This is a genomic window from Aquipuribacter sp. SD81 (assembly GCF_037153975.1).
In the GTDB taxonomy this organism is placed as follows: Bacteria; Actinomycetota; Actinomycetes; order Actinomycetales; family JBBAYJ01; genus Aquipuribacter.
This window is the reverse complement of sequence record NZ_JBBAYJ010000025.1, coordinates 34,058-52,921: the sequence shown is the minus strand read 5'-3', so window position 1 is coordinate 52,921 and position 18,864 is coordinate 34,058. Positions and strand designations below refer to the sequence as shown.

The 18,864-nt window shown below is 76.4% G+C and carries 15 protein-coding genes; 13 read left to right on the top strand and 2 right to left on the bottom strand.

The genetic code is table 11. From position 1 onward, the window contains the following. Nucleotides 1-37 precede the first annotated feature (37 nt). Genes steA through aspS form a run of 6 tightly spaced genes read left to right on the top strand, consistent with a single transcriptional unit; the run spans nt 38 to nt 7,825 of the window. On the top strand, nt 38-1,288 hold the full coding sequence (gene steA, locus WAA21_RS14670; RefSeq protein ID WP_336923584.1) for a putative cytokinetic ring protein SteA: 1,251 nt from the start codon (nt 38-40) through the stop codon (nt 1,286-1,288). Beyond that, the gene (locus tag WAA21_RS14665) at nt 1,285-2,250 is read left to right on the top strand and encodes a copper transporter (protein ID WP_336923569.1); all 966 of its coding nucleotides are present in this window, start codon (nt 1,285-1,287) and stop codon (nt 2,248-2,250) included. The genes steA and WAA21_RS14665 overlap by 4 nt, the downstream gene beginning before the upstream one ends. Before the next feature lie 27 nt (nt 2,251-2,277). Then, nucleotides 2,278-3,504 carry a glycosyltransferase family 4 protein gene (locus WAA21_RS14660; protein WP_336923568.1) on the top strand — a complete coding sequence of 409 codons (1,227 nt, stop codon included), beginning with the start codon at nt 2,278-2,280 and terminating at the stop codon, nt 3,502-3,504. A gap of 43 nt (nt 3,505-3,547) precedes the next feature. Further along, the gene (locus WAA21_RS14655; protein WP_336923567.1) at nt 3,548-5,254 is read left to right on the top strand and encodes a CTP synthase; all 1,707 of its coding nucleotides are present in this window, start codon (nt 3,548-3,550) and stop codon (nt 5,252-5,254) included. Nucleotide 5,255: 1 nt separating this feature from the next. Further along, complete coding sequence (locus tag WAA21_RS14650; protein WP_336923566.1) at nt 5,256-5,960, top strand: NUDIX hydrolase; 705 nt, start codon at nt 5,256-5,258, stop codon at nt 5,958-5,960. 44 nt (nt 5,961-6,004) lie between these two features. Continuing rightward, nucleotides 6,005-7,825, top strand: coding sequence for an aspartate--tRNA ligase (gene aspS, locus WAA21_RS14645; protein ID WP_336923565.1), 1,821 nt, complete (start codon nt 6,005-6,007; stop codon nt 7,823-7,825). A 62-nt stretch (nt 7,826-7,887) separates the two neighbouring features. Here the strand turns inward: aspS and WAA21_RS14640 are convergent, their stop codons facing one another. Together WAA21_RS14640 and WAA21_RS14635 are read right to left on the bottom strand one after the other, a co-directional pair. Further along, complete coding sequence (locus tag WAA21_RS14640; protein WP_336923564.1) at nt 7,888-8,652, bottom strand: GNAT family N-acetyltransferase; 765 nt, start codon at nt 8,650-8,652, stop codon at nt 7,888-7,890. A gap of 11 nt (nt 8,653-8,663) precedes the next feature. Then, nucleotides 8,664-10,913: an MMPL family transporter gene (locus tag WAA21_RS14635; protein WP_336923563.1), complete on the bottom strand. Its 2,250-nt coding sequence runs from the start codon at nt 10,911-10,913 to the stop codon at nt 8,664-8,666. Between the two features lie 72 nt (nt 10,914-10,985). On the opposite strand from WAA21_RS14635, the gene WAA21_RS14630 reads away from it, so the two are divergent. From WAA21_RS14630 to WAA21_RS14600, 7 genes are all read left to right on the top strand, one after another. Next, entirely contained in the window at nt 10,986-12,308 is a 1,323-nt protein-coding gene (locus WAA21_RS14630) for a replication-associated recombination protein A (RefSeq protein ID WP_336923582.1), read from the top strand. Between the two features lie 10 nt (nt 12,309-12,318). After that, complete coding sequence (locus WAA21_RS14625) at nt 12,319-12,711, top strand: DUF948 domain-containing protein (protein ID WP_336923562.1); 393 nt, start codon at nt 12,319-12,321, stop codon at nt 12,709-12,711. Next, a complete protein-coding gene (locus tag WAA21_RS14620) occupies nt 12,708-13,058 on the top strand; it encodes a hypothetical protein (protein ID WP_336923560.1) in 351 nt (116 codons plus the stop codon). The genes WAA21_RS14625 and WAA21_RS14620 overlap by 4 nt, the downstream gene beginning before the upstream one ends. Nucleotides 13,059-13,154: 96 nt before the next feature. Beyond that, nucleotides 13,155-15,830: an alanine--tRNA ligase gene (gene alaS, locus WAA21_RS14615; RefSeq protein ID WP_336923559.1), complete on the top strand. Its 2,676-nt coding sequence runs from the start codon at nt 13,155-13,157 to the stop codon at nt 15,828-15,830. A gap of 2 nt (nt 15,831-15,832) precedes the next feature. Next, nucleotides 15,833-16,330, top strand: a complete 498-nt coding sequence (ruvX, locus tag WAA21_RS14610) for a Holliday junction resolvase RuvX (RefSeq protein WP_336923558.1) — start codon at nt 15,833-15,835, stop codon at nt 16,328-16,330. Then, nucleotides 16,327-17,904, top strand: a complete 1,578-nt coding sequence (gene mltG / locus WAA21_RS14605; protein WP_336923557.1) for an endolytic transglycosylase MltG — start codon at nt 16,327-16,329, stop codon at nt 17,902-17,904. The genes ruvX and mltG overlap by 4 nt, the downstream gene beginning before the upstream one ends. After that, a complete protein-coding gene (locus tag WAA21_RS14600) occupies nt 17,897-18,790 on the top strand; it encodes a shikimate dehydrogenase (protein ID WP_336923556.1) in 894 nt (297 codons plus the stop codon). Before mltG ends, WAA21_RS14600 begins: the two co-directional genes overlap by 8 nt. Nucleotides 18,791-18,864: the final 74 nt, after the last annotated feature.

The following is an 18,864-nucleotide window of genomic DNA, read 5'->3' as shown; positions in this document are numbered from 1 at the left end:
TCGGGGGCGCCCGCGTGCCACCCTCGGGGTCGTGAGCATGCTGCGAGCACCTCGCAGACGCACCGGGGGCGCCGACGCCGGGGTGGTGGGGACCGCCCGGGTGCTGCACGGTGGCGTGCCCACGGCCCGGCTGCGCCCGGGCGACGTCGCCGTCGTCGACGTCCGCGGCCTGGACGGGCGGACCGCCGCCGCGCTGGCCGCCCGCCGCCCCGCCGCCGTCCTCAACGCCTCGCCCAGCTGCTCGCGGACGTGGCCCAACCCCGGCCCCCGGGTCCTGCTCGAGGCGGGCGTGCCGCTCGTCGACGACCTCGGTCCCGACCTGCTCGCGGTCGTCGTCGACGGCGTCCGCGTGCGGGTGCACGACGGCCGCGTCGAGCTGGCCGGCCGCCGCCGGGGCGGCACGGCGCTGTCCGGCACGGCGCACGACGAGGCGAGCCTCGAGGCGGCGGCAGAGCACGGCCGCGCCGGCACGCTCGCGAGCCTCGAAGCCTTCGCCGCCAGCACCGCCCACCTCCTCACCGCCCAGGGCGACCTCCTGCTCGACGGCGCCGGGGTGCCCCACCTGCCCGTCGACCTCGCGGGGCGCCCGGTCGTCGTGGTCACACGCGGCTACGGGTGGGCGGAGGACCTCCGGCTGCTGCGGCGCTTCCTGCACGAGCGCCGACCCGTGCTCGTCGGCGTCGAGGACGGTGCCGACGCCCTGCTCGCCCGGGGCATGCGCCCGCACCTCGTCGTGACGGCCGGCTGGGGCGCCTCGGAGACGGCGCTGCTGTGCGGGGCGCACGTGGTCGTGCACACCCCGGCCGCGGACGACCTCGAGGGCGACGGCGAGCCCGACGCGACCGGCGCGCCCGACGACGGGCGGTCACGCGCCGCCGAGGTGTGGTCGCGGAGCCGCGCCGCGGGGGTCCGGGCGAGCGCCTTCGCCAGCGGCCTCAGCGGCGAGGACACAGCGCTCGTGCTCGCGCACGCCCACGGCGCGCTGCCCGTGGTCACCGTCGGCTCCCACACCACGCTCGGGGAGTTCCTCGACCGCGACCGGGCGGGCATGGCGAGCTCGTTCCTCACCAGGCTGCGCACCGCGCCCGTCGTCGTCGACGCCCCGGCCGCCGCGGCCCTGCACCAGCCGAGGGTGTCGTGGGCGATGGCGGTGACGCTGCTGCTCGCGGCGGTGCTCGTCCTCGGCTGCGCCCTGGCGGCCACCCCGTGGGGGCAGGACCAGCTCGCCGCGCTGTCCGGCCTCGCCGGGGCCCCGCTCGGCGCCGACCGGAGCGGGGCCGGCCCGTGATCGACCTGCGGCACCACGTCGTCTCGCTCGTGGCGGTGCTCGTCGCCCTCGCGGTCGGCGTCACTCTGGGCGCGGGCCCCCTGCGGGAGCCGGTCGAGGCGGTCGCGTCCAGCGCCGACCTGCAGGAGCGCGCCGAGACGGCGACCGCGGAGCGCGACCGCGCCCGCACGGCCGTCGCGGCGCTCGACCGGGCCGCCGCCACCCTCGCCGCCCGGGCGGCGGCCGGCTCGCTGGAGGACTCGCGCGTGCTCGTCGTCGCCCTGCCCGGCGCACCCGCCTCGCAGGTGGCGCGCCTGTCGGAGACCGTCGGCGCCGCGGGCGGGGAGGTCACGGCGACCCTCCGGCTCGGGCAGGCCTGGGTGGACCCGGCCAGGGCCCCGCTGCTGTCCTCGGTCGCCGCCCAGGTCGAGCCGCTCGTCGCCGACGGCGTCGCGCCGGCCGACCCCGTCCTGCTCGGGGCCGGCCTCGCCACGGCGCTCCTCGCGCCGCCCGCCGGCGAGGAGGCCCCGAGCTCCGGCACCGTCGGCACCGTCCTCGGCCTGCTGACGGGCGGTGAGCTGGGGGCGCTGGAGGTCCACGACGGCGAGGCCGCGCCGGAGCCGGCGGACGCGGTGCTGCTCCTCGCGGGCCCCGTCGACGACCTCGCCGCGGCCGGCACGTGGGTCGACGTCGTGACAGGTCTCGCGGCGCGTGGGCCGGTCGTCGTGGCCGAGGACGTCGTCCCGGTGGCCGCCACGGGCGTGCAGCCGCCGCCGGAGGCGGCGAGCGTCGTCGTGCAGCTTCGGCGCCGTGCCGCGGAGGACCCCGCGGGCCCGCTCGGGCACGTGAGCAGCGTCGACACGCTCGGCGCGGAGGTGGGGCGCTGGTCGGCCGTGCTGGCGGTGGCCGGTGCGGGCGAGGGCAGGCATGGTGGTTACGGTCTGCTCGACTCCGCCGACGGACCCGTGCCCGCCACCGGGTAGGTCCGCCCCGACCCCGCGAGGAGGACCGTGGGACGCGACCTCGCGGCCACTTCGGACACCGCTCCCACGGCGCCCAGCGCCGACGGGTCGGCGCTCGCCGGTCGCGGGACGCGGGTCGCGCTCGTGCTGTCGACGCCCACGAAGACGGTCCGCTCGCACGTGCGCGGTCTCGTGGTGCGGCTCGTGGCCGCCGGGGTCGACGTGCGTCTCGTGGGGCCGCGCTCGGTGCTCGCCACCTTCTCCGACGTGCTCGACGTCCGGACGCGGGCGACGGTGCTGCCGCTCGGGGACGACACCCGTCCGCTGCACGACCTCGCCGCCGCCGGCGTGCTCCGCGCCGCGGTGCGGCAGCACGACGTGGAGGTCGTGCACGCGCACGGCTTCCGCGCCGCCGCCGTCTCGGCCCTCGTGCTGCGCCTCCTGCGGCACCGGCCCGCGCTCGTCACGACGTGGCACGGGCTGCCCTTCCCGCTCACCGGCCGCCCGCTGACGGTCCGCTCGGGGGCCCGCCTGGTGGCCCGCTCCAGCGACGTCACGCTCGCGGCGAGCGAGGACCTGCGGGAGCTGGCCGTGCGGCTCGGCGCGGAGGACGTACGGACGTCACCGGTGGCGGCGCCGCGCGTGCCCGCGCCGCGGGAGCCGCGCGCGCTCCTGCGGGCCCGCCTGGCCGGCGACCTCGGCCTGCGCCCCGAGGTGCCGTGGGTCCTCGCGGTGGGGCGCATCGTGCCGGAGAAGGACCACGGGACCCTGCTCGCCGCGGCCGCCCGCTGGCGCGGGCTGCACCCCGCGCCCGAGGTGCTGCTGGTCGGGGTCGGCGCGGCGCCGGTCGTCGCGCGGCTCCGGCGCCAGATCGCCGAGGAGCGCCTGCCGGTGCGGCTGCTGGGCGCCCGCGACGACGTCGCGGACCTCATGCACGCCGCCGACGTGTTCGTCCTCACGTCGCGGTGGGAGGCGCCCGCCCTGGCGGTGCAGGAGTCGATGCAGGCGGGCCTGCCGGTGGTCGCGACGGCCGTGGGCGGCGTGCCCGACGTGCTGGGCGACGCGGGCGTCCTCGTCGCCGCCGGGGACCGTGAGGCCGTCGCGGTCGAGGTCGCGCGGCTGCTCGCCGACCCCGAGCGGGCCGAGGGGCTCGCGGCGGCGGCCCTGGCGCGGGCCCGGTCGCTGCCCGACGAGGACGAGGTCGCCGCGGCGGTGCTCGCCGCCTACGCCGACGCCCTGCGGAGACGTCCACGACGGGCGTGGCACGCGCGCTGAGGCCACCCGGCTGTTAGCGTGGAGGTCCGTGGTGGATCGCGCGGTGACCCAGCAGGTGTTCGTCACGGGAGGCGTCGCCTCCTCCCTCGGCAAGGGCCTCACCGCCTCCAGCCTCGGTCGGCTGCTCCGGGCCCGCGGCCTGCGGGTCGTCATGCAGAAGCTCGACCCCTACCTCAACGTCGACCCCGGCACCATGAACCCGTTCCAGCACGGGGAGGTGTTCGTCACCGAGGACGGCGCCGAGACCGACCTCGACATCGGTCACTACGAGCGCTTCCTCGACGCCGACCTCGACGCCTCGTCCAACGTGACGACCGGGCAGGTGTACTCGACGGTCATCGCGAAGGAGCGGCGCGGAGAGTACCTCGGCGACACCGTGCAGGTAATCCCGCACATCACCGACGAGATCAAGGCGCGCATGCGCGCGCAGGCCGGCCCCGGCACCGACGTCATCATCACCGAGGTGGGCGGAACCGTCGGCGACATCGAGTCGCTGCCGTTCCTGGAGGCGGCGCGCCAGGTGCGCCAGGACGTCGGGCGCGACAACGTCTTCTTCGTCCACGTGTCGCTCGTGCCGTTCATCGGCCCGTCCGGTGAGCAGAAGACGAAGCCGACCCAGCACTCCGTCGCCGCGCTGCGCAGCATCGGCATCCAGCCGGACGCCATCGTGTGCCGCGCGGACCGCGAGGTGCCGGACGGGGTCAAGCGCAAGATCGCCAACTCGTGCGACGTCGACGTGGAGGCGGTGGTCGCGGCCGTCGACGCGCCGAGCATCTACGACATCCCGAAGGTGCTGCACGCCGAGGGCCTCGACGCCTACGTCGTGCGCCGGCTCGGGCTGTCCTTCCGCGACGTCGACTGGACGCAGTGGGACGACCTGCTGCGGCGCGTGCACCACCCCGCCGACCGGGTCGAGGTCGCGCTCGTCGGCAAGTACACCGACCTGCCCGACGCCTACCTGTCGGTGACGGAGGCGCTGCGGGCCGGCGGGTTCGCCAACGACGCGCGCGTCGACCTGCGCTGGGTGCCGAGCGACGAGTGCCGGACCGCCGAGGGCGCGCGCCGGGCGCTCGACGGCGTCGACGCGGTGTGCGTGCCCGGGGGCTTCGGGGTCCGCGGCATCGAGGGCAAGCTCGGTGCCCTGCGCTGGTCGCGCGAGCACGGCGTGCCCACGCTGGGGCTGTGCCTCGGCATGCAGAGCATGGTCATCGAGTTCGCCCGCTCCGCCCTCGGGCTCGCCGACGCCAGCAGCTCGGAGTTCGACCCGACGACCACCCACCCCGTCATCGCGACGATGGCCGAGCAGGCCGACATCGTCGCGGGCACCGGCGACCTCGGCGGCACCATGCGGCTCGGCTCCTACGAGGCGCACCTGCAGGAGGGCTCGGTGGTGGCGGGCGTCTACGGCGGAGCCACGTGCACCGAGCGGCACCGGCACCGCTACGAGGTGAACAACGCCTACCGCGAGCGGCTGGGCGCCGCCGGCCTGCGGTTCTCCGGCACCAGCCCGGACGGGCGCCTCGTGGAGTTCGTCGAGCTCCCCGCCGACGTCCACCCGTTCTACGTCGGCACCCAGGCGCACCCGGAGTTCAAGTCCCGGCCCACCCGGGCGCACCCGCTGTTCGCCGGTCTCGTGGCGGCGGCGCTGCGACGGCAGGCCGAGGAGCGCCTCGACCTCGACGCCCCGCCGGGCGAGGACGGCCGGGCCGTGCCGGTCGCCGCCGGCGGCGGCGCGCGGACGGGGGCCTGAGGTGCCCGAGGACCGGTACGCCGCGCGCGAGGTCGTGCGCCGCGAGCGGCTGCACGACGGGATGAAGTGGGACGTCGTGCGGGACACGTTCCGCTTCGACGGCGACGACGTGCGGCGGGAGTACCTCCTGCACCCCGGGGCGGTGTCGGTCCTCGCGATGGACGAGCAGGAGCGGGTGCTCCTGCTCCGGCAGTACCGCCACCCCGTCCGCCACGAGCTGTGGGAGCTGCCGGCCGGCCTCCTCGACGAGGTCGACGAGCCGCCGGTGGAGGCCGCCCGCCGCGAGCTGTGGGAGGAGGTCGACCTGCGCGCCGACCGGCTCGACACCCTCGTGGACTTCCTCAACAGCCCCGGCGGGTCCGACGAGGCGCAGCGGGTGTTCCTCGCCCGCGGGGTCCACGAGGTGCCCGAGGACGAGCGCTACTCGCGCACCGCGGAGGAGGCCGGCATCGTCACGGCCTGGTTCCCGCTCGACGACGTGATCGCCGACGTGCTGGCGGGGCGGCTGCAGAACCCCGGCCTCGCCGTCGCCGTGCTCGCCGCCGACGCCGCCCGTCGCACCGGCTGGGCGAGCCTGCGTCCCGTCGACGCGCCGTGGCCGATGCACCCGCGCTGGCGGCCCGAGCCGCGCACCGACGGCCCCGCCGACGGTCCGGCGCCGCGGGCGGCCGGGCACACGGGCGAGCAGGCGCGGGCCAGCACCTAGACTCCCCGGGTCCGTCCCGCCCACCGCAGCAGGAGAGTCCTCGCGTGCTTCGCACCCACCCGGCCGGTGTCCTCGACGCCGGGATGACCGACACCCCCGTCACGCTCGCCGGCTGGGTGGCCCGCCGGCGCGACCACGGCGGCGTCGCCTTCCTCGACCTGCGGGACGCCTCGGGCGTCGTGCAGGTGGTCGTGCGCGACGAGGTCCTCGACTCCTCCGGCGCGCACGACCTGCGCAACGAGTACTGCGTGCAGGTCGACGGCGTCGTGCGGCGGCGTCCCGAGGGCAACGAGAACCCGGCGCTGCCGACGGGCGAGGTCGAGGTCGACGTCCGCTCGCTGACGGTGCTGAGCCCGGCGGACCCGCTGCCCTTCCAGGTCGACGAGCACGTCGAGGTGGGGGAGGAGGCGCGCCTGCGCCACCGCTACCTCGACCTGCGCCGCCCGGCTCCGGCCGCGGCGATGCGGCTGCGCAGCGCCGTCAACAAGGCCGCGCGGGCGGTGCTGGACGCCCAGGGCTTCCTCGAGGTCGAGACCCCGACCCTCACCCGCTCCACCCCGGAGGGCGCGCGCGACTTCGTCGTGCCCGCGCGGCTCGCGCCCGGGTCGTTCTACGCGCTGCCGCAGAGCCCGCAGCTGTTCAAGCAGCTGCTCATGGTCGGCGGGCTCGAGCGCTACTACCAGATCGCCCGCTGCTACCGCGACGAGGACTTCCGCGCCGACCGGCAGCCGGAGTTCACCCAGCTCGACGTGGAGATGAGCTTCGTCGAGCAGGACGACGTCATCGCTGTCGCCGAGGACGTGCTGCGGGCGCTGTGGGCGCTGGTCGGGCACGAGGTGACCGCGCCGCTGCCGCGCATCACCTACGCCGAGGCCATGGCGCGCTACGGCACCGACAAGCCCGACCTGCGCTTCGGCCTCGAGCTCGTCGACTGCACCGACTACTTCGCCGACACCCCGTTCCGCGTCTTCCAGCAGAAGGCGTCCGGCGGGTACGTGGGCGCCGTCGTCATGCCGGGTGGTGCCTCGCAGCCGCGGCGCACGCTCGACGCGTGGCAGGAGTGGGCCAAGCAGCGCGGCGCCAAGGGGCTCGCGTACGTGCTCGTGGCCGAGGACGGCACCCTCGGCGGGCCGGTCGCGAAGAACCTCTCCGACGGCGAGCGCGACGGCCTGCTCGCCCACACCGGCGCCGCCGTCGGCGACTGCGTGTTCTTCGCCGCCGGCGTGCCCGCCGAGGCGCGCGCGCTGCTGGGGGCGGCGCGGGTGGAGATCGCCCACCGGACCGGTCTCGTGGCCGCCGCGGACGAGGCCGCGGGCGGCAAGGCGTGGTCGTTCGTGTGGGTGGTCGACGCGCCCCTGTTCGAGCCCGCCGCCGCCGCCACCGCGGCCGGCGACGTCGCGGTCGGGGGCGGGGAGTGGACGGCGGTGCACCACGCCTTCACCTCGCCGAAGCCGGAGTGGCTCGACTCCTTCGACACCGACCCCGGCAACGCGCTCGCGTACGCCTACGACATCGTGTGCAACGGCAACGAGATCGGCGGCGGGTCGATCCGTATCCACCGCCGCGACGTGCAGGAGCGCGTGTTCGCCCTCATGGGCATCGACCGCGAGGCGGCGCAGGAGAAGTTCGGCTTCCTGCTCGAGGCGTTCCGCTTCGGCGCGCCGCCGCACGGCGGCATCGCCTTCGGCTGGGACCGGATCGTCATGCTGCTCGCGGGCGCGGACTCCCTGCGCGACGTCATCGCGTTCCCCAAGTCCGGCGGCGGCCACGACCCGCTCACCGGTGCGCCCGCGCCCATCACGGCGCAGCAGCGCAAGGAGGCGGGCCTCGACGCGAAGCCCGCGCCCGCCGCACACACGTCCTGAGGGCGCGCGCCGAGCCGGGACCGACGCCCGGCTCGGTGCGCCCGTGGCGGCCGGCGCACCCCTCACCCGGCGGGCGGGCCTCCGACGTAGTCGTGGCCGTCGGCGAAGCCGATGCGGGCGTACGTGCGGCGGGCGGCGTCGTTCGACGCCCACAGCGCGAGCGACACCGCTGCGTGGCGGCCGAGCAGCGACCGCGTCATGCCCGCGGTCAGCGCGCCGCCGAGGCCGCGGCCGCGCGCGGCCGGGTGCGTCGCGATCGCCGCGAGGTGCGGCACGCCGGGCGCGTGCTCGGTCACGGCGCCGCACGCCAGCAGTGTGCCGTCGTCGCCGCGGAGCCCCGCCCAGCGGCGCACCCACGGGCTGCCGGGACGGACGAACGCGTGCGGGCTCGCCTCGTCGAGCAGCCTTGCGACGTCGTCGACCGGCGGGTCCCACGCCACCCGCTCCTCCCAGGGCGCCGCCGGCAGCGGGCGGGTGGTGTGCCGCCACGCCCAGCCGAAGGTGCGCCCGGGCTCCAGGCCGAGGCCGACCGCGCCGCCAGCCAGGGCGGCCGCGGCGGCCGGGACCGTGAGGTCTGGCGCTCCGGTGGCGGCGCGCAGGGAGCCCGCGACCGCGGCGACCGCGGCGGGGTCCCCGTCGACGAGCAGCGCGCCGGTGTCCCAGTACGACATCGGCCCCACGACGACCGCCCACCAGGCGCCGTGGTCCGTGCCGCCCGTGCGCACCTCGCGGACCGCCGAGGCCGGCACGTGCCAGCGGACGAACGCGTCCCCGCCCGACGCGCGCACGGCGTCGACCCACGACCGGCCGACGACACGGCCGGGCACGGGGGACCGGGTCACTCCGACACCCCGAACCGCTCGTGCAGCCGGCGCAGCGGCCCCGGCGCCCACCAGTTCCACTCCCCGAGCAGCGTCATGGTCGCCGGCACCAGCAGGACGCGGACGAGGGTGGCGTCGATCGCGACGGCCACCGCGAGCGCCACCCCCGTCTGCTTGATGATGAGCAGCTCGCCCGTGACGAAGCCGGCGAACACGATGCAGATGATGAGCGCCGCGGAGGTGATGATGCGCCCCGAGCGCTGCAGCCCCGCAGCGACGGCGGCGTCGTTGGGCAGGCCCGCGTCGCGCAGCTCCTTGATGCGGGCGAGCAGGAACACCTCGTAGTCCATCGCGAGCCCGAAGCCGAGCGCGAGCACGAGCGGCGGGATGAACACCTCGATGCCGCCGGTCGCGGTGAAGCCGAGCAGCTCCTCGCCGTAGCCGTCCTGGAAGACGAGCACGAGGACGCCGAAGCTCGCGCCGAGCGACAGCACGTTGAGCACGAGGGCCTTGGCCGGCACGAGCAGCGAGCCCGTCATGAGGAACAGCAGGACGAACGTCGCGGTGACGACGACCGCCACCGCCAGCGGGGCCTGCTCGACGAGGGCGTCGGTGAAGTCGACGAGGTTGGCGGGCAGCCCCGTCACGTACGTCTCGCCGCCGTCGACGCCGACCGCGCGCACCGCCTCGACCGCGCCGCGAGCCTCGCCGGAGGCGACGTCGTCGACGTCGAGGACGAGGTCGACGACCGCGACCGCCTCGGCGCCGTCGGTGTCGAGGACCTGAGCCGGGCGCACCTCGGCGACCTCGGGCAGGTCGGCGAGGGACGCGCTGAGGTCGGCGAGGGCCGCCTCGTCCGTCCGGGTCGAGACCACGGTGAGGTCGGGGCCGCCGAGCGCCGGGAAGTCCTCGGCGAGGGTCTCGAAGAGCACCCGCTGCTCGGCGCCCTCGGGCAGCAGCTCGATGCCGCTGGAGCGCAGCCGGATGTCGAGGGCGGGCACCGCCAGCGCCGCGAGCACCGCCGTCACCGCCACGACGACGAGCCACGGCCGGGCCTGCGTCCACGCCGCCAGGCGCGAGAAGACCCCGACGGGCGGGGGCACGTCACCGAAGGCGCGGGTGAGCCGGCGCAGGCCGGGGACCCGGCGCAGCAGCCCGGGCCGCAGCAGCCGGGCGCCGCCCACCGCGAGCAGCGCGGGCACGAGGGTGAGGGCGACCAGCAGCGCGACCGCCACGACGCTGAGGCCCGCCGCCCCGACCGCGCGGAGGATGTCGGCCTCGAACAGCAGCAGGCCCGACAGCGACAGAGCCACGGTGAGGCCGGAGAACATGACGGTCCGCCCCGCCGTCGACATGGTCCGGCGCAGCGCGTCGACCCGCTGCTCGCGCTCGCTGTGCCGGTGGCGCCGGCCCGGGACCTGCCGGTCGGCGGGCAGGTCCGCGACCGGCACGCGGGCCTCCTCGCGGTACCGCGACACGATGAGCAGGCCGTAGTCGATCGACAGGCCGAGACCGAGCACCGTGAGGACGCTGACGACGGAGGAGTCGACGTCGACGGCGTAGGAGAACGCGAGCAGGCTCGCGAGCGCCCCCGCGATCGAGGCGACCGCCCCCACGACCGGGATGCCGGCGGCGAGGAAGCCGCCGAAGACGAAGACCATGACCGCCAGCGACACCGGCAGCGCGACGAGCTCCCCGGCGCGCAGGTCCTCCTCCACCTGACCCGTGATCGCCTCGACGAGCTGCTCGACACCGCCGACCTCGCCCCGCGCGCCCGGCACCTCGGCCGCCGTGTCGGCGACGAGCGCCTCCAGGCGCTCGACGACCGCCCCGGCCTGCGCCTCGTCGGCGTCGTCCGCGGGGGTGACGACGACGGCGACGGCGTCCCCGCCGGTCCCGACGAACGCCTGCCCGCGAGCGTCCTCGGGCCCGAAGGCGTAGGGGTCGACGACGCCGGCCACGCCGTCGAGGGCGAGCAGGTCCTCCCGCGCGTCGCCGACCAGCTCCGCGACGGCCGGGTCGGCGGGGTCGAGCCCCTCCAGCAGGGCGGTGACGGCCGGACCGGTGTCGGAGCGCTCGTCGAGCAGCTCCTGCGCGGTGCGCGAGTCCCCCGGCACGGTGGGCTCGCCCGAGGTGAGCCGGTCGAACAGCGACTGGTTGCCGAACGTGCCGGACGCCAGCCCGAAGCCTCCGACGGCGACGAGCAGCCACACCAGCAGCGTCACCGCCGGGTGGTGGCCGACGAGACCACCGAGACGTCCGAGCACGGCGATAGGTTGTCAGCAGTGACGACACCCCACGACGCGGACCCGGACGGCGCGGTCCCCCTCGCCGTCCGCATGCGTCCGGCGCGCGCCGAGGAGCTGCTCGGCCAGCAGCACCTGCTGGCGCCGGGCTCGCCGCTGCGCCGGCTCGTGGAGGCCGACGCCACCGCCGGGCCCGCCCGGCGGGTCGGGCCGTCCTCGGTGCTGCTGTGGGGCCCGCCCGGGGTGGGCAAGACGACGATCGCGCACCTCGTCGCCGCCGCACCGGGCCGGCGCTACCGCGAGCTGTCGGCGGTGACGGCGGGCGTCAAGGACGTGCGCGCCGTCATCGACGACGCCCGCCACGCCCGCAACGGTCTCGAGCAGACCCAGACGGTCCTGTTCCTCGACGAGATCCACCGCTTCAGCAAGGCGCAGCAGGACGCGCTGCTGCCCGCGGTGGAGAACCGCTGGGTCGTCCTCGTGGCCGCGACGACCGAGAACCCGTCGTTCTCCGTCGTCGCGCCGCTGCTGTCGCGCTCGCTCGTCCTCACGCTGCGCCCGCTCACCGACGACGACGTCCGGGCGCTGCTCGAGCGGGCGGTCGACGACGCCCGCGGGCTCGGCGGGCACGTGCGGCTCGCGACGGAGGCGCTGGACCACGTGGTCCGCCTCGCCGGTGGCGACGCCCGGCGCGCGCTGACCGTGCTGGAGGCCGCGGCCGGGGCCGCGCTCGCCCGGGCCGACGCGGACGACGACGAGCCGGTCGAGGTGACGCTCGCCGACGCCGAGGCGGCCGTCGACGTCGCCGCCGTCCGCTACGACCGCGACGGCGACCAGCACTACGACGTCGCGAGCGCCCTCATCAAGTCCGTCCGCGGCAGCGACGTCGACGCGGCCCTGCACTACCTCGCGCGCATGCTCGAGGCGGGGGAGGACCCGCGCTTCGTCGCGCGCCGGCTCATGATCAGCGCGAGCGAGGACATCGGCATGGCCGACCCCACGGCGCTGCAGACCGCGGTCGCGGCCGCGCAGTCCGTCGCGCTCATCGGCATGCCGGAGGCGCGCATCGTGCTCGCGCAGGCCGTCGTGCACCTCGCGACGGCCCCGAAGTCGAACGCCGCCTACCTCGGCGTCGACGCCGCCCTCGCCGACGTGCGGGCCGGGCGGGGCGGGCCGGTCCCCGCGCACCTGCGCGACGCCCACTACGCGGGGGCGCGTGCGCACGGGCACGGGGTCGGCTACCGGTACGCCCACGACGAGCCGCACGGCGTCGCGCGCCAGCAGTACCTGCCCGACGACCTCGCCGACCGCGTGTACTACCGGCCCACCGACCGAGGCGTCGAGGGACGGCTCGCCGAGCGCCTCGAGCGGCTGCGCGCCCTGCTCGGACGCGGTGCCGCACCCGGCAGCGGGTAGGGTCGCGGCCATGTCCGACGTGCCTGCGTTCCTCGGGGCGATCGCGGGGCTCATCGCGGCCGTCGCGTTCCTGCTCCTCGTCATCTGGCTCGCCATCCCGCTGGTCAAGCTGGGCTCGGCCATCGACGAGGCCCGCATCACGATCCGGAACCTGTCGAACGAGACGACACCGCTCATCTCCGAGGTCACCACCACGGTCGCCACGACGAACGAGCAGATGCAGAAGGTCGACACCATCACGACCAACGTCGCCTCGACGACGACGAACGTGTCGGCGCTCACCGCCCTGTTCGCCGCGACGCTCGGCAGCCCGATCATCCGCGTCGCCGCCTTCACCTACGGGGTGCGGCAGGCGCTGTCCGGCGCCCGCGCCGGGCGCCGCGCGGGACGGCGGGCCCGGTGAGCCGGCTCGTGTGGCTCGGCCTGGGCGCCGTGGCCGGTGTCGTGGTCGTCCGGCGGGCGGGGGCGGCGCTGCGGCGCACGACCCCGGAGTCCGTCGCCGACGCGAGCAGCCGCTTCGCCTCCACGCTCGGCCAGAACGCGGCCGCCGGGGTGGGCACGCAGGTGCGGCGCCTCGCCGACGCCGTGCAGGACTTCGCCGCCGCCGTCCGCGAGGGCGCCGCCGAGCGCGAGGAGATGCTGCGCGCCGCGCTCGGCGTCGACGTCGAGACCGGGGGCCTGGACCCCGACGAGGCCCGGCACCTGCTCGAGCACCCCACCGAGGAGCACGGCGCCCGCCGCGCGGGCTGAGCCTGCCCCGCCCCGCACGAGCGCCGTCCCGCCGGCCGGCGCCGGACGCGGACGAGACCACGAGACGCCCGAACGAGACCCCGAACGAGGACCGTCATGGAGACCGCCGAGATCCGCCGCCGCTGGCTGCAGTTCTTCGCCGACCGCGACCACACCGTCGTCCCGAGCGCCTCGCTCATCTCCCCGGACCCGTCGCTGCTGTTCACCGTGGCCGGCATGGTGCCCTTCATCCCGTACCTGACCGGCCGGGAGACCCCGCCCTACGCGCGGGCGACGAGCGTGCAGAAGTGCGTGCGCACCCTCGACATCGAGGAGGTCGGCCGCACGACGCGCCACGGCACGTTCTTCCAGATGAACGGCAACTTCTCCTTCGGCGACTACTTCAAGGAGGGGGCGATCCGCTTCGCCTGGGACCTCCTCACCACGCCGCAGGACGCGGGCGGGTACGGCTTCGACCCGGACACGCTGTGGGCGACCGTCCACGAGGAGGACGACGAGGCGTTCCAGCTGTGGCAGGACGTCGCCGGCCTGCCGGCGGAGCGGATCCAGCGCCGCGGCCGCAAGGACAACTACTGGCACACCGGCCAGCCCGGACCCGGCGGGCCGTGCTCGGAGATCTACGTCGACCGCGGCCCGGCGTACGGCCGCGAGGGCGGGCCCGTCGCCGACGAGGACCGCTACCTCGAGGTGTGGAACCTCGTGTTCATGCAGTACGAGCTCACCGACGTGCGCTCCAAGGAGGAGTTCACGATCGTCGGGGAGCTCCCGGCGAAGAACATCGACACCGGCATGGGCCTGGAGCGCGTCGCGCTGCTGCTGCAGGGCGTCGACAACATGTACGAGATCGACGAGGTGCGCCCGGTGCTGGACCGGGCCGCGTCCCTCGCGGGCGTGACGTACGGCGAGGACGCGGAGTCCGACGTCCGGCTGCGCGTGGTCGCCGACCACGTCCGCAGCGCGCTCATGCTGGTCGGTGACGGGGTGCGCCCCGGCAACGAGGGCGCGGGCTACGTGCTGCGCCGCCTCGTGCGCCGCGCGGTGCGCGCCATGCGCCTGCTCGGCGTGAGCACACCCGTCCTGCCCGAGCTGCTGCCGGTCTCGATGGAGCGCATGAGCCGGTCCTACCCGGAGCTCGCGGAGGAGTTCGGCCGCATCTCCGCCGTCGCCTACGCGGAGGAGGAGGCGTTCCGGCGCACCCTCACCGCCGGCACGTCGATCTTCTCCGGTGCCGCCGACGCGGCGCGCGCGCAGGGGCGCCGCACGCTGAGCGGCGACCAGGCGTTCCAGCTGCACGACACGTACGGCTTCCCCATCGACCTCACCCTGGAGATGGCCGCCGAGCAGGGGCTCGAGGTCGACGCCGAGGGCTTCCGGCGGCTCATGGCCGAGCAGCGGGACCGTGCCCGCGCCGACGCCCGCGCCAAGAAGACCGGCGGCGTCGACACCGGCGTCTACCGCGAGGTGTCGGACGGTCTCGGCTCGGCCGTCGACTTCACGGGCTACACGACCACGGCGGACGAGGGCCGCGTCGTGGGGCTGCTCGTCGGCGGCGTCGCCGTCCCCGCGGCGGGCGAGGGCACCGACGTCGAGCTCGTGCTCGACCGCACCCCCTTCTACGCCGAGGGCGGCGGGCAGCTGCCCGACGGCGGCACCGTCCGCACGACGTCCGGCGCGCTCGTCGACGTCGTCGACGTCCAGAGCCCCCTCACCGGCCTCGTCGTGCACCGCGGCACCGTGACGGCCGGGGAGGTCCTCCTCGGCGACGCGGTCCGCGCCGAGGTCGACGTCGAGCGCCGGCGCGCGATCAGCCGGGCGCACACCGCGACGCACATGGTGCACAAGGCGATCCGCGAGGCCCTCGGGGAGACCGCGACGCAGGCGGGCTCGGAGAACGCCCCCGGCCGGTTCCGCTTCGACTTCTCCTCCTCCGGGCCCGTGCCGGGCACGGTGCTCCGCGACGTCGAGCAGCGGGTCAACACCCTGCTCGCCGACGACCTCGAGGTCACGGCCGAGGTCATGACGCAGGACCAGGCCCGTGCGGCCGGGGCGATGGCGCTGTTCGGGGAGAAGTACGGCGACGCGGTCCGCGTCGTGAGCGTCGGGGACTGGGCCCGCGAGCTGTGCGGCGGCACCCACGTCGACCGTTCCGGGCAGCTCGGGGTCGTCACGCTGCTCGGCGAGAGCTCGATCGGCGCGGGGGTGCGCCGCGTGGAGGCGCTGGTCGGCGTCGACGCCTACGCCCACCTCGCGCGCGAGCACGTGCTCCTCGCGAGCGTGAGCGACGCCCTCAAGGTCCGTCCGGACGAGGTGCCCGAGCGCGTCGGCAGCATCGTGACGCGGCTGCGCGAGGCGGAGAAGGAGCTGCAGCGGCTGCAGGCCGAGCGCGTCCTCGCCGCCGCCCCGCGGCTCGCCGAGGGCGCGGACCTCGTCGGGCCGGTCCGGCTCGTCACCGGCTCGCTCGGCGAGGTCGGGGGTGACGACGTCCGCACGCTCGTGCTCGACGTGCGCCAGCGCCTCGGCGACAGCGCGCCCGCCGTGGTCGCGCTCAGCGCCGTCGCGAAGGGTCGCCCGCTCGTCGTCGTCGCGACGAACGCGACCGCACGCGAGCAGGGCGTGGCCGCGGGCGACCTCGTGCGGGCGGCCGCGACGGTGCTCGGCGGCGGCGGTGGCGGCAAGCCGGACCTCGCCCAGGGCGGCGGCACGGACCCGGCGAAGGTCGACGACGCCCTCGCGGCGGTGCGGCGGCTCGTCGCCGAGGTGGTCGGGGCCTGAGGATGGGCGCCTGCCTCGCGGTCGACCCCGGCTCGGTCAGGGTCGGGGTCGCCGTCAGCGACCCCCGGCGCACGGTCGCGGTGCCGCTGGACACGCTGCGTCGCAGCGGTGACGGCACCGACGTCCGCGAGCTCGCCGCCATCGCCGCCGAGCGCGAGGTGACCGACGTCGTCGTGGGCCTGCCGGTCGGGCTGTCGGGTCGGGAGGGGCCGGCCGCGGCCGAGGCGCGCGCCTACGCCCAGCGGCTCGCCGACGCCCTCGCGCCGCTGCCCGTGCGGCTCGTCGACGAGCGGTTCACCACCACGAGCGCGCACCAGGCGCTGCACCAGGCAGGACGCAAGGGCCGCACGCACCGTACGGTGGTGGACAGGACGGCGGCCGCCATCCTGCTCCAGCACGTCCTCGACGCCGAGGGTGCCGGGGCCGACCCCCAGGCGGCCGCACGACGTGGAGAGCCCGTCCCCCCGCGGGGCGGGCCCGTGACAGGAGCGGACGCATGACCGACCCGGGCCCCGGGGGGCACGGCGACCTCGACAGCGCCGACCTGCGCACCGTCGACCTCGACGGCGTCGACCTGGCCGAGCTGCGCCGGACCAGTCCGCGACGCGCGGCCCGCGTCGAGGCCGAGCTGCACCGGCGTGCCACGGAGGGCGAGGAGCCGGTCCGTGAGGCCTTCCACGAGCCGCTCCACGAGCCGGTCGACGAGCCGGTCCACGAGCCGGTCGAGCCGTCCGTCCACGGCGAGCCGTACGAGCAGCCGTACGAGCAGCCGCACGGCGGGCCGTACGAGCAGCCGCACGCGGAGCCGTACGAGCAGCCCCACGACCACCCGTACGACCAGCACCACGACGGGGACGTCCAGCCGCAGGCCGCGCCGGTCGTGCACCCGTGGGACGAGCCGGACTACGACCACACCTTCGGCGACCCCGTCGCCGACGGCTACGTGCCGGCCGAGGTCGAGCCGGTCCCGACCCGCCGCGGGCTCCGGTCGGCGCTGCGGCTCGTGCTCATGACCGTGGTCGTCGGCGCCGTCGGGGTCGCCGGCTGGTTCGCGTGGCAGCAGGTGAGCCCCGTCCTCGACCAGGTGGGCGACGTCGAGCTGTTCGCGGGGGCCGAGGACTTCGAGGGGCCGGGCGAGGGTGCCGTCGAGGTCGTCGTCGAGCCGGGCGAGACGGGCCGCGAGATGGGGCAGTCGCTCGTCGACGCCGGGGTCGTGGCGAGCGTCGAGGCCTTCGTCGCCGCCGCCAACGCCGAGCCCGACTTCACCGCCGTGCAGCCCGGCACGTACACGCTGCCGCAGGGCATCCCCGCCACCGACGCCGTCGCCGGCCTGCTCGACCCCGCCAACCGCGCCCGCGAGGACACGGTCGTCTTCGCCGAGGGCCTGCGGGTCGAGCAGGTGCTCGACCGCCTCGCCGAGCAGACGGGCGCCGACCGCGACGAGCTGGAGGCCGCTCTCGACGAGGTCGAGCTGCCGGCGGCGGCCCCCGCGCCGGAGGACGTGCTCGTCCACCCGGCGGAGGGGTTCCTCTACCCCGACGGCTACCAGTTCGGCGACGACGCGACGCCCGTGGAGATGCTGCAGACGATGGTCGACCGCGGCCAGGAGGTGCTAGCCGAGGTGGGGGTGCCGCCGGAGGAGCAGCTCCGGGTGCTCACCGAGGCGAGCCTCATCCAGGGCGAGGCCCGGCTCGACGAGGACTTCGGCCGGGTGGCGCAGGTGATCGAGAACCGCATCGACCAGGGCATCCCGCTGCAGCTGGACTCCACGACGAACTACGCGACGCAGACCTTCGACATCCGCACCACGGACGAGCAGCGCGCGAGCGACAGCCCGTACAACACGTACGCGGTCCAGGGCCTGCCGCCGGCGCCCATCAAGAACCCGGGCCGGCAGGCGATCGAGGCGGCGCTGTCCCCGACGCCCGGGCCGTGGGTGTACTTCGTCACCGTCGACCTGTGCACGGGCGAGACGGCCTTCGCGGAGACCCTCGACGAGCACAACGCGAACGTGCGGCAGCTCAACGAGTTCCAGCGCGAGAACAGCGTCGACGGCCAGCTCGTCTGTGACTGACGATGTCGCGGCGGCGGCCGCGCGGCGGGCGGCCGTCCTCGGCTCGCCCGTCGCCCACTCGCTCTCCCCGGTGCTCCACACCGCCGCCTGGGCCTCCCTCGGGCTCGAGGGCTGGACCTACGAGCGGCGCGAGGTCGACGCGGCGGGGCTCGCCGGCCTCGTCGACGACCTCGACGCCGACCCGGCGTGGGTCGGGCTGTCGCTCACGATGCCGCTCAAGCAGGCCGTCCTGCCGCTGCTCGACACCGCCGACGAGGCCGTCGACGTCACCGGCGCGTGCAACACGCTCGTGTGGGGGCCGGCGCCCGACGGCGCACGGCGAGCTCGGCACGGCGCGAACACCGACGTCGCCGGCATCGTCGCCGCGCTGCAGGAGGTCGCGCCCGGTGGGCCGGGCTGGGCGCCGGCCGTCGCGCACGTGCTCGGCGGCGGCGCGACCGCCGCCTCCACCATCCTCGCGCTGCGCCGGCTCGGCTGCCCGACCGCCGTCGTCCACGTGCGCGACCCCGCCCGCGCGGGCGCCGTCACCGCTGCGGCCCAGCGCTGCGGCAGCGCCGTCGAGCTCCGGCCGTGGCCGGACGCCGGGACGGCGCCCGCCCTGGCCGCGGCCGACGTCGTCGTGTCGACCGTCCCGGGCGGCGCCGCCGACGCGGTCGCCGCGCTCGTACCGCGCCGGGTCCAGGGTGTGCTCCTCGACGTCGCCTACGAGCCGTGGCCGAGCGCGCTCGCCCGCGCGTGGGCGGGCGCCGGGGGAGCGGTCGCGCCGGGCAGCCTCATGCTGCTGCACCAGGCCGTCGAGCAGGTGGCCCTCATGACCGGCCGGCGCCCCGAGGTTGCGCCCATGCGGGTGGCGCTCGCCGCCGCCCGGCCCGACATCCCCCTCTAGGGTCAAGCGGGCGGCTACCGGCGCCGACCTCCTGGTCCATGACCTCCTCCCTGCGCGGGCGAGCGGCGGTGGGC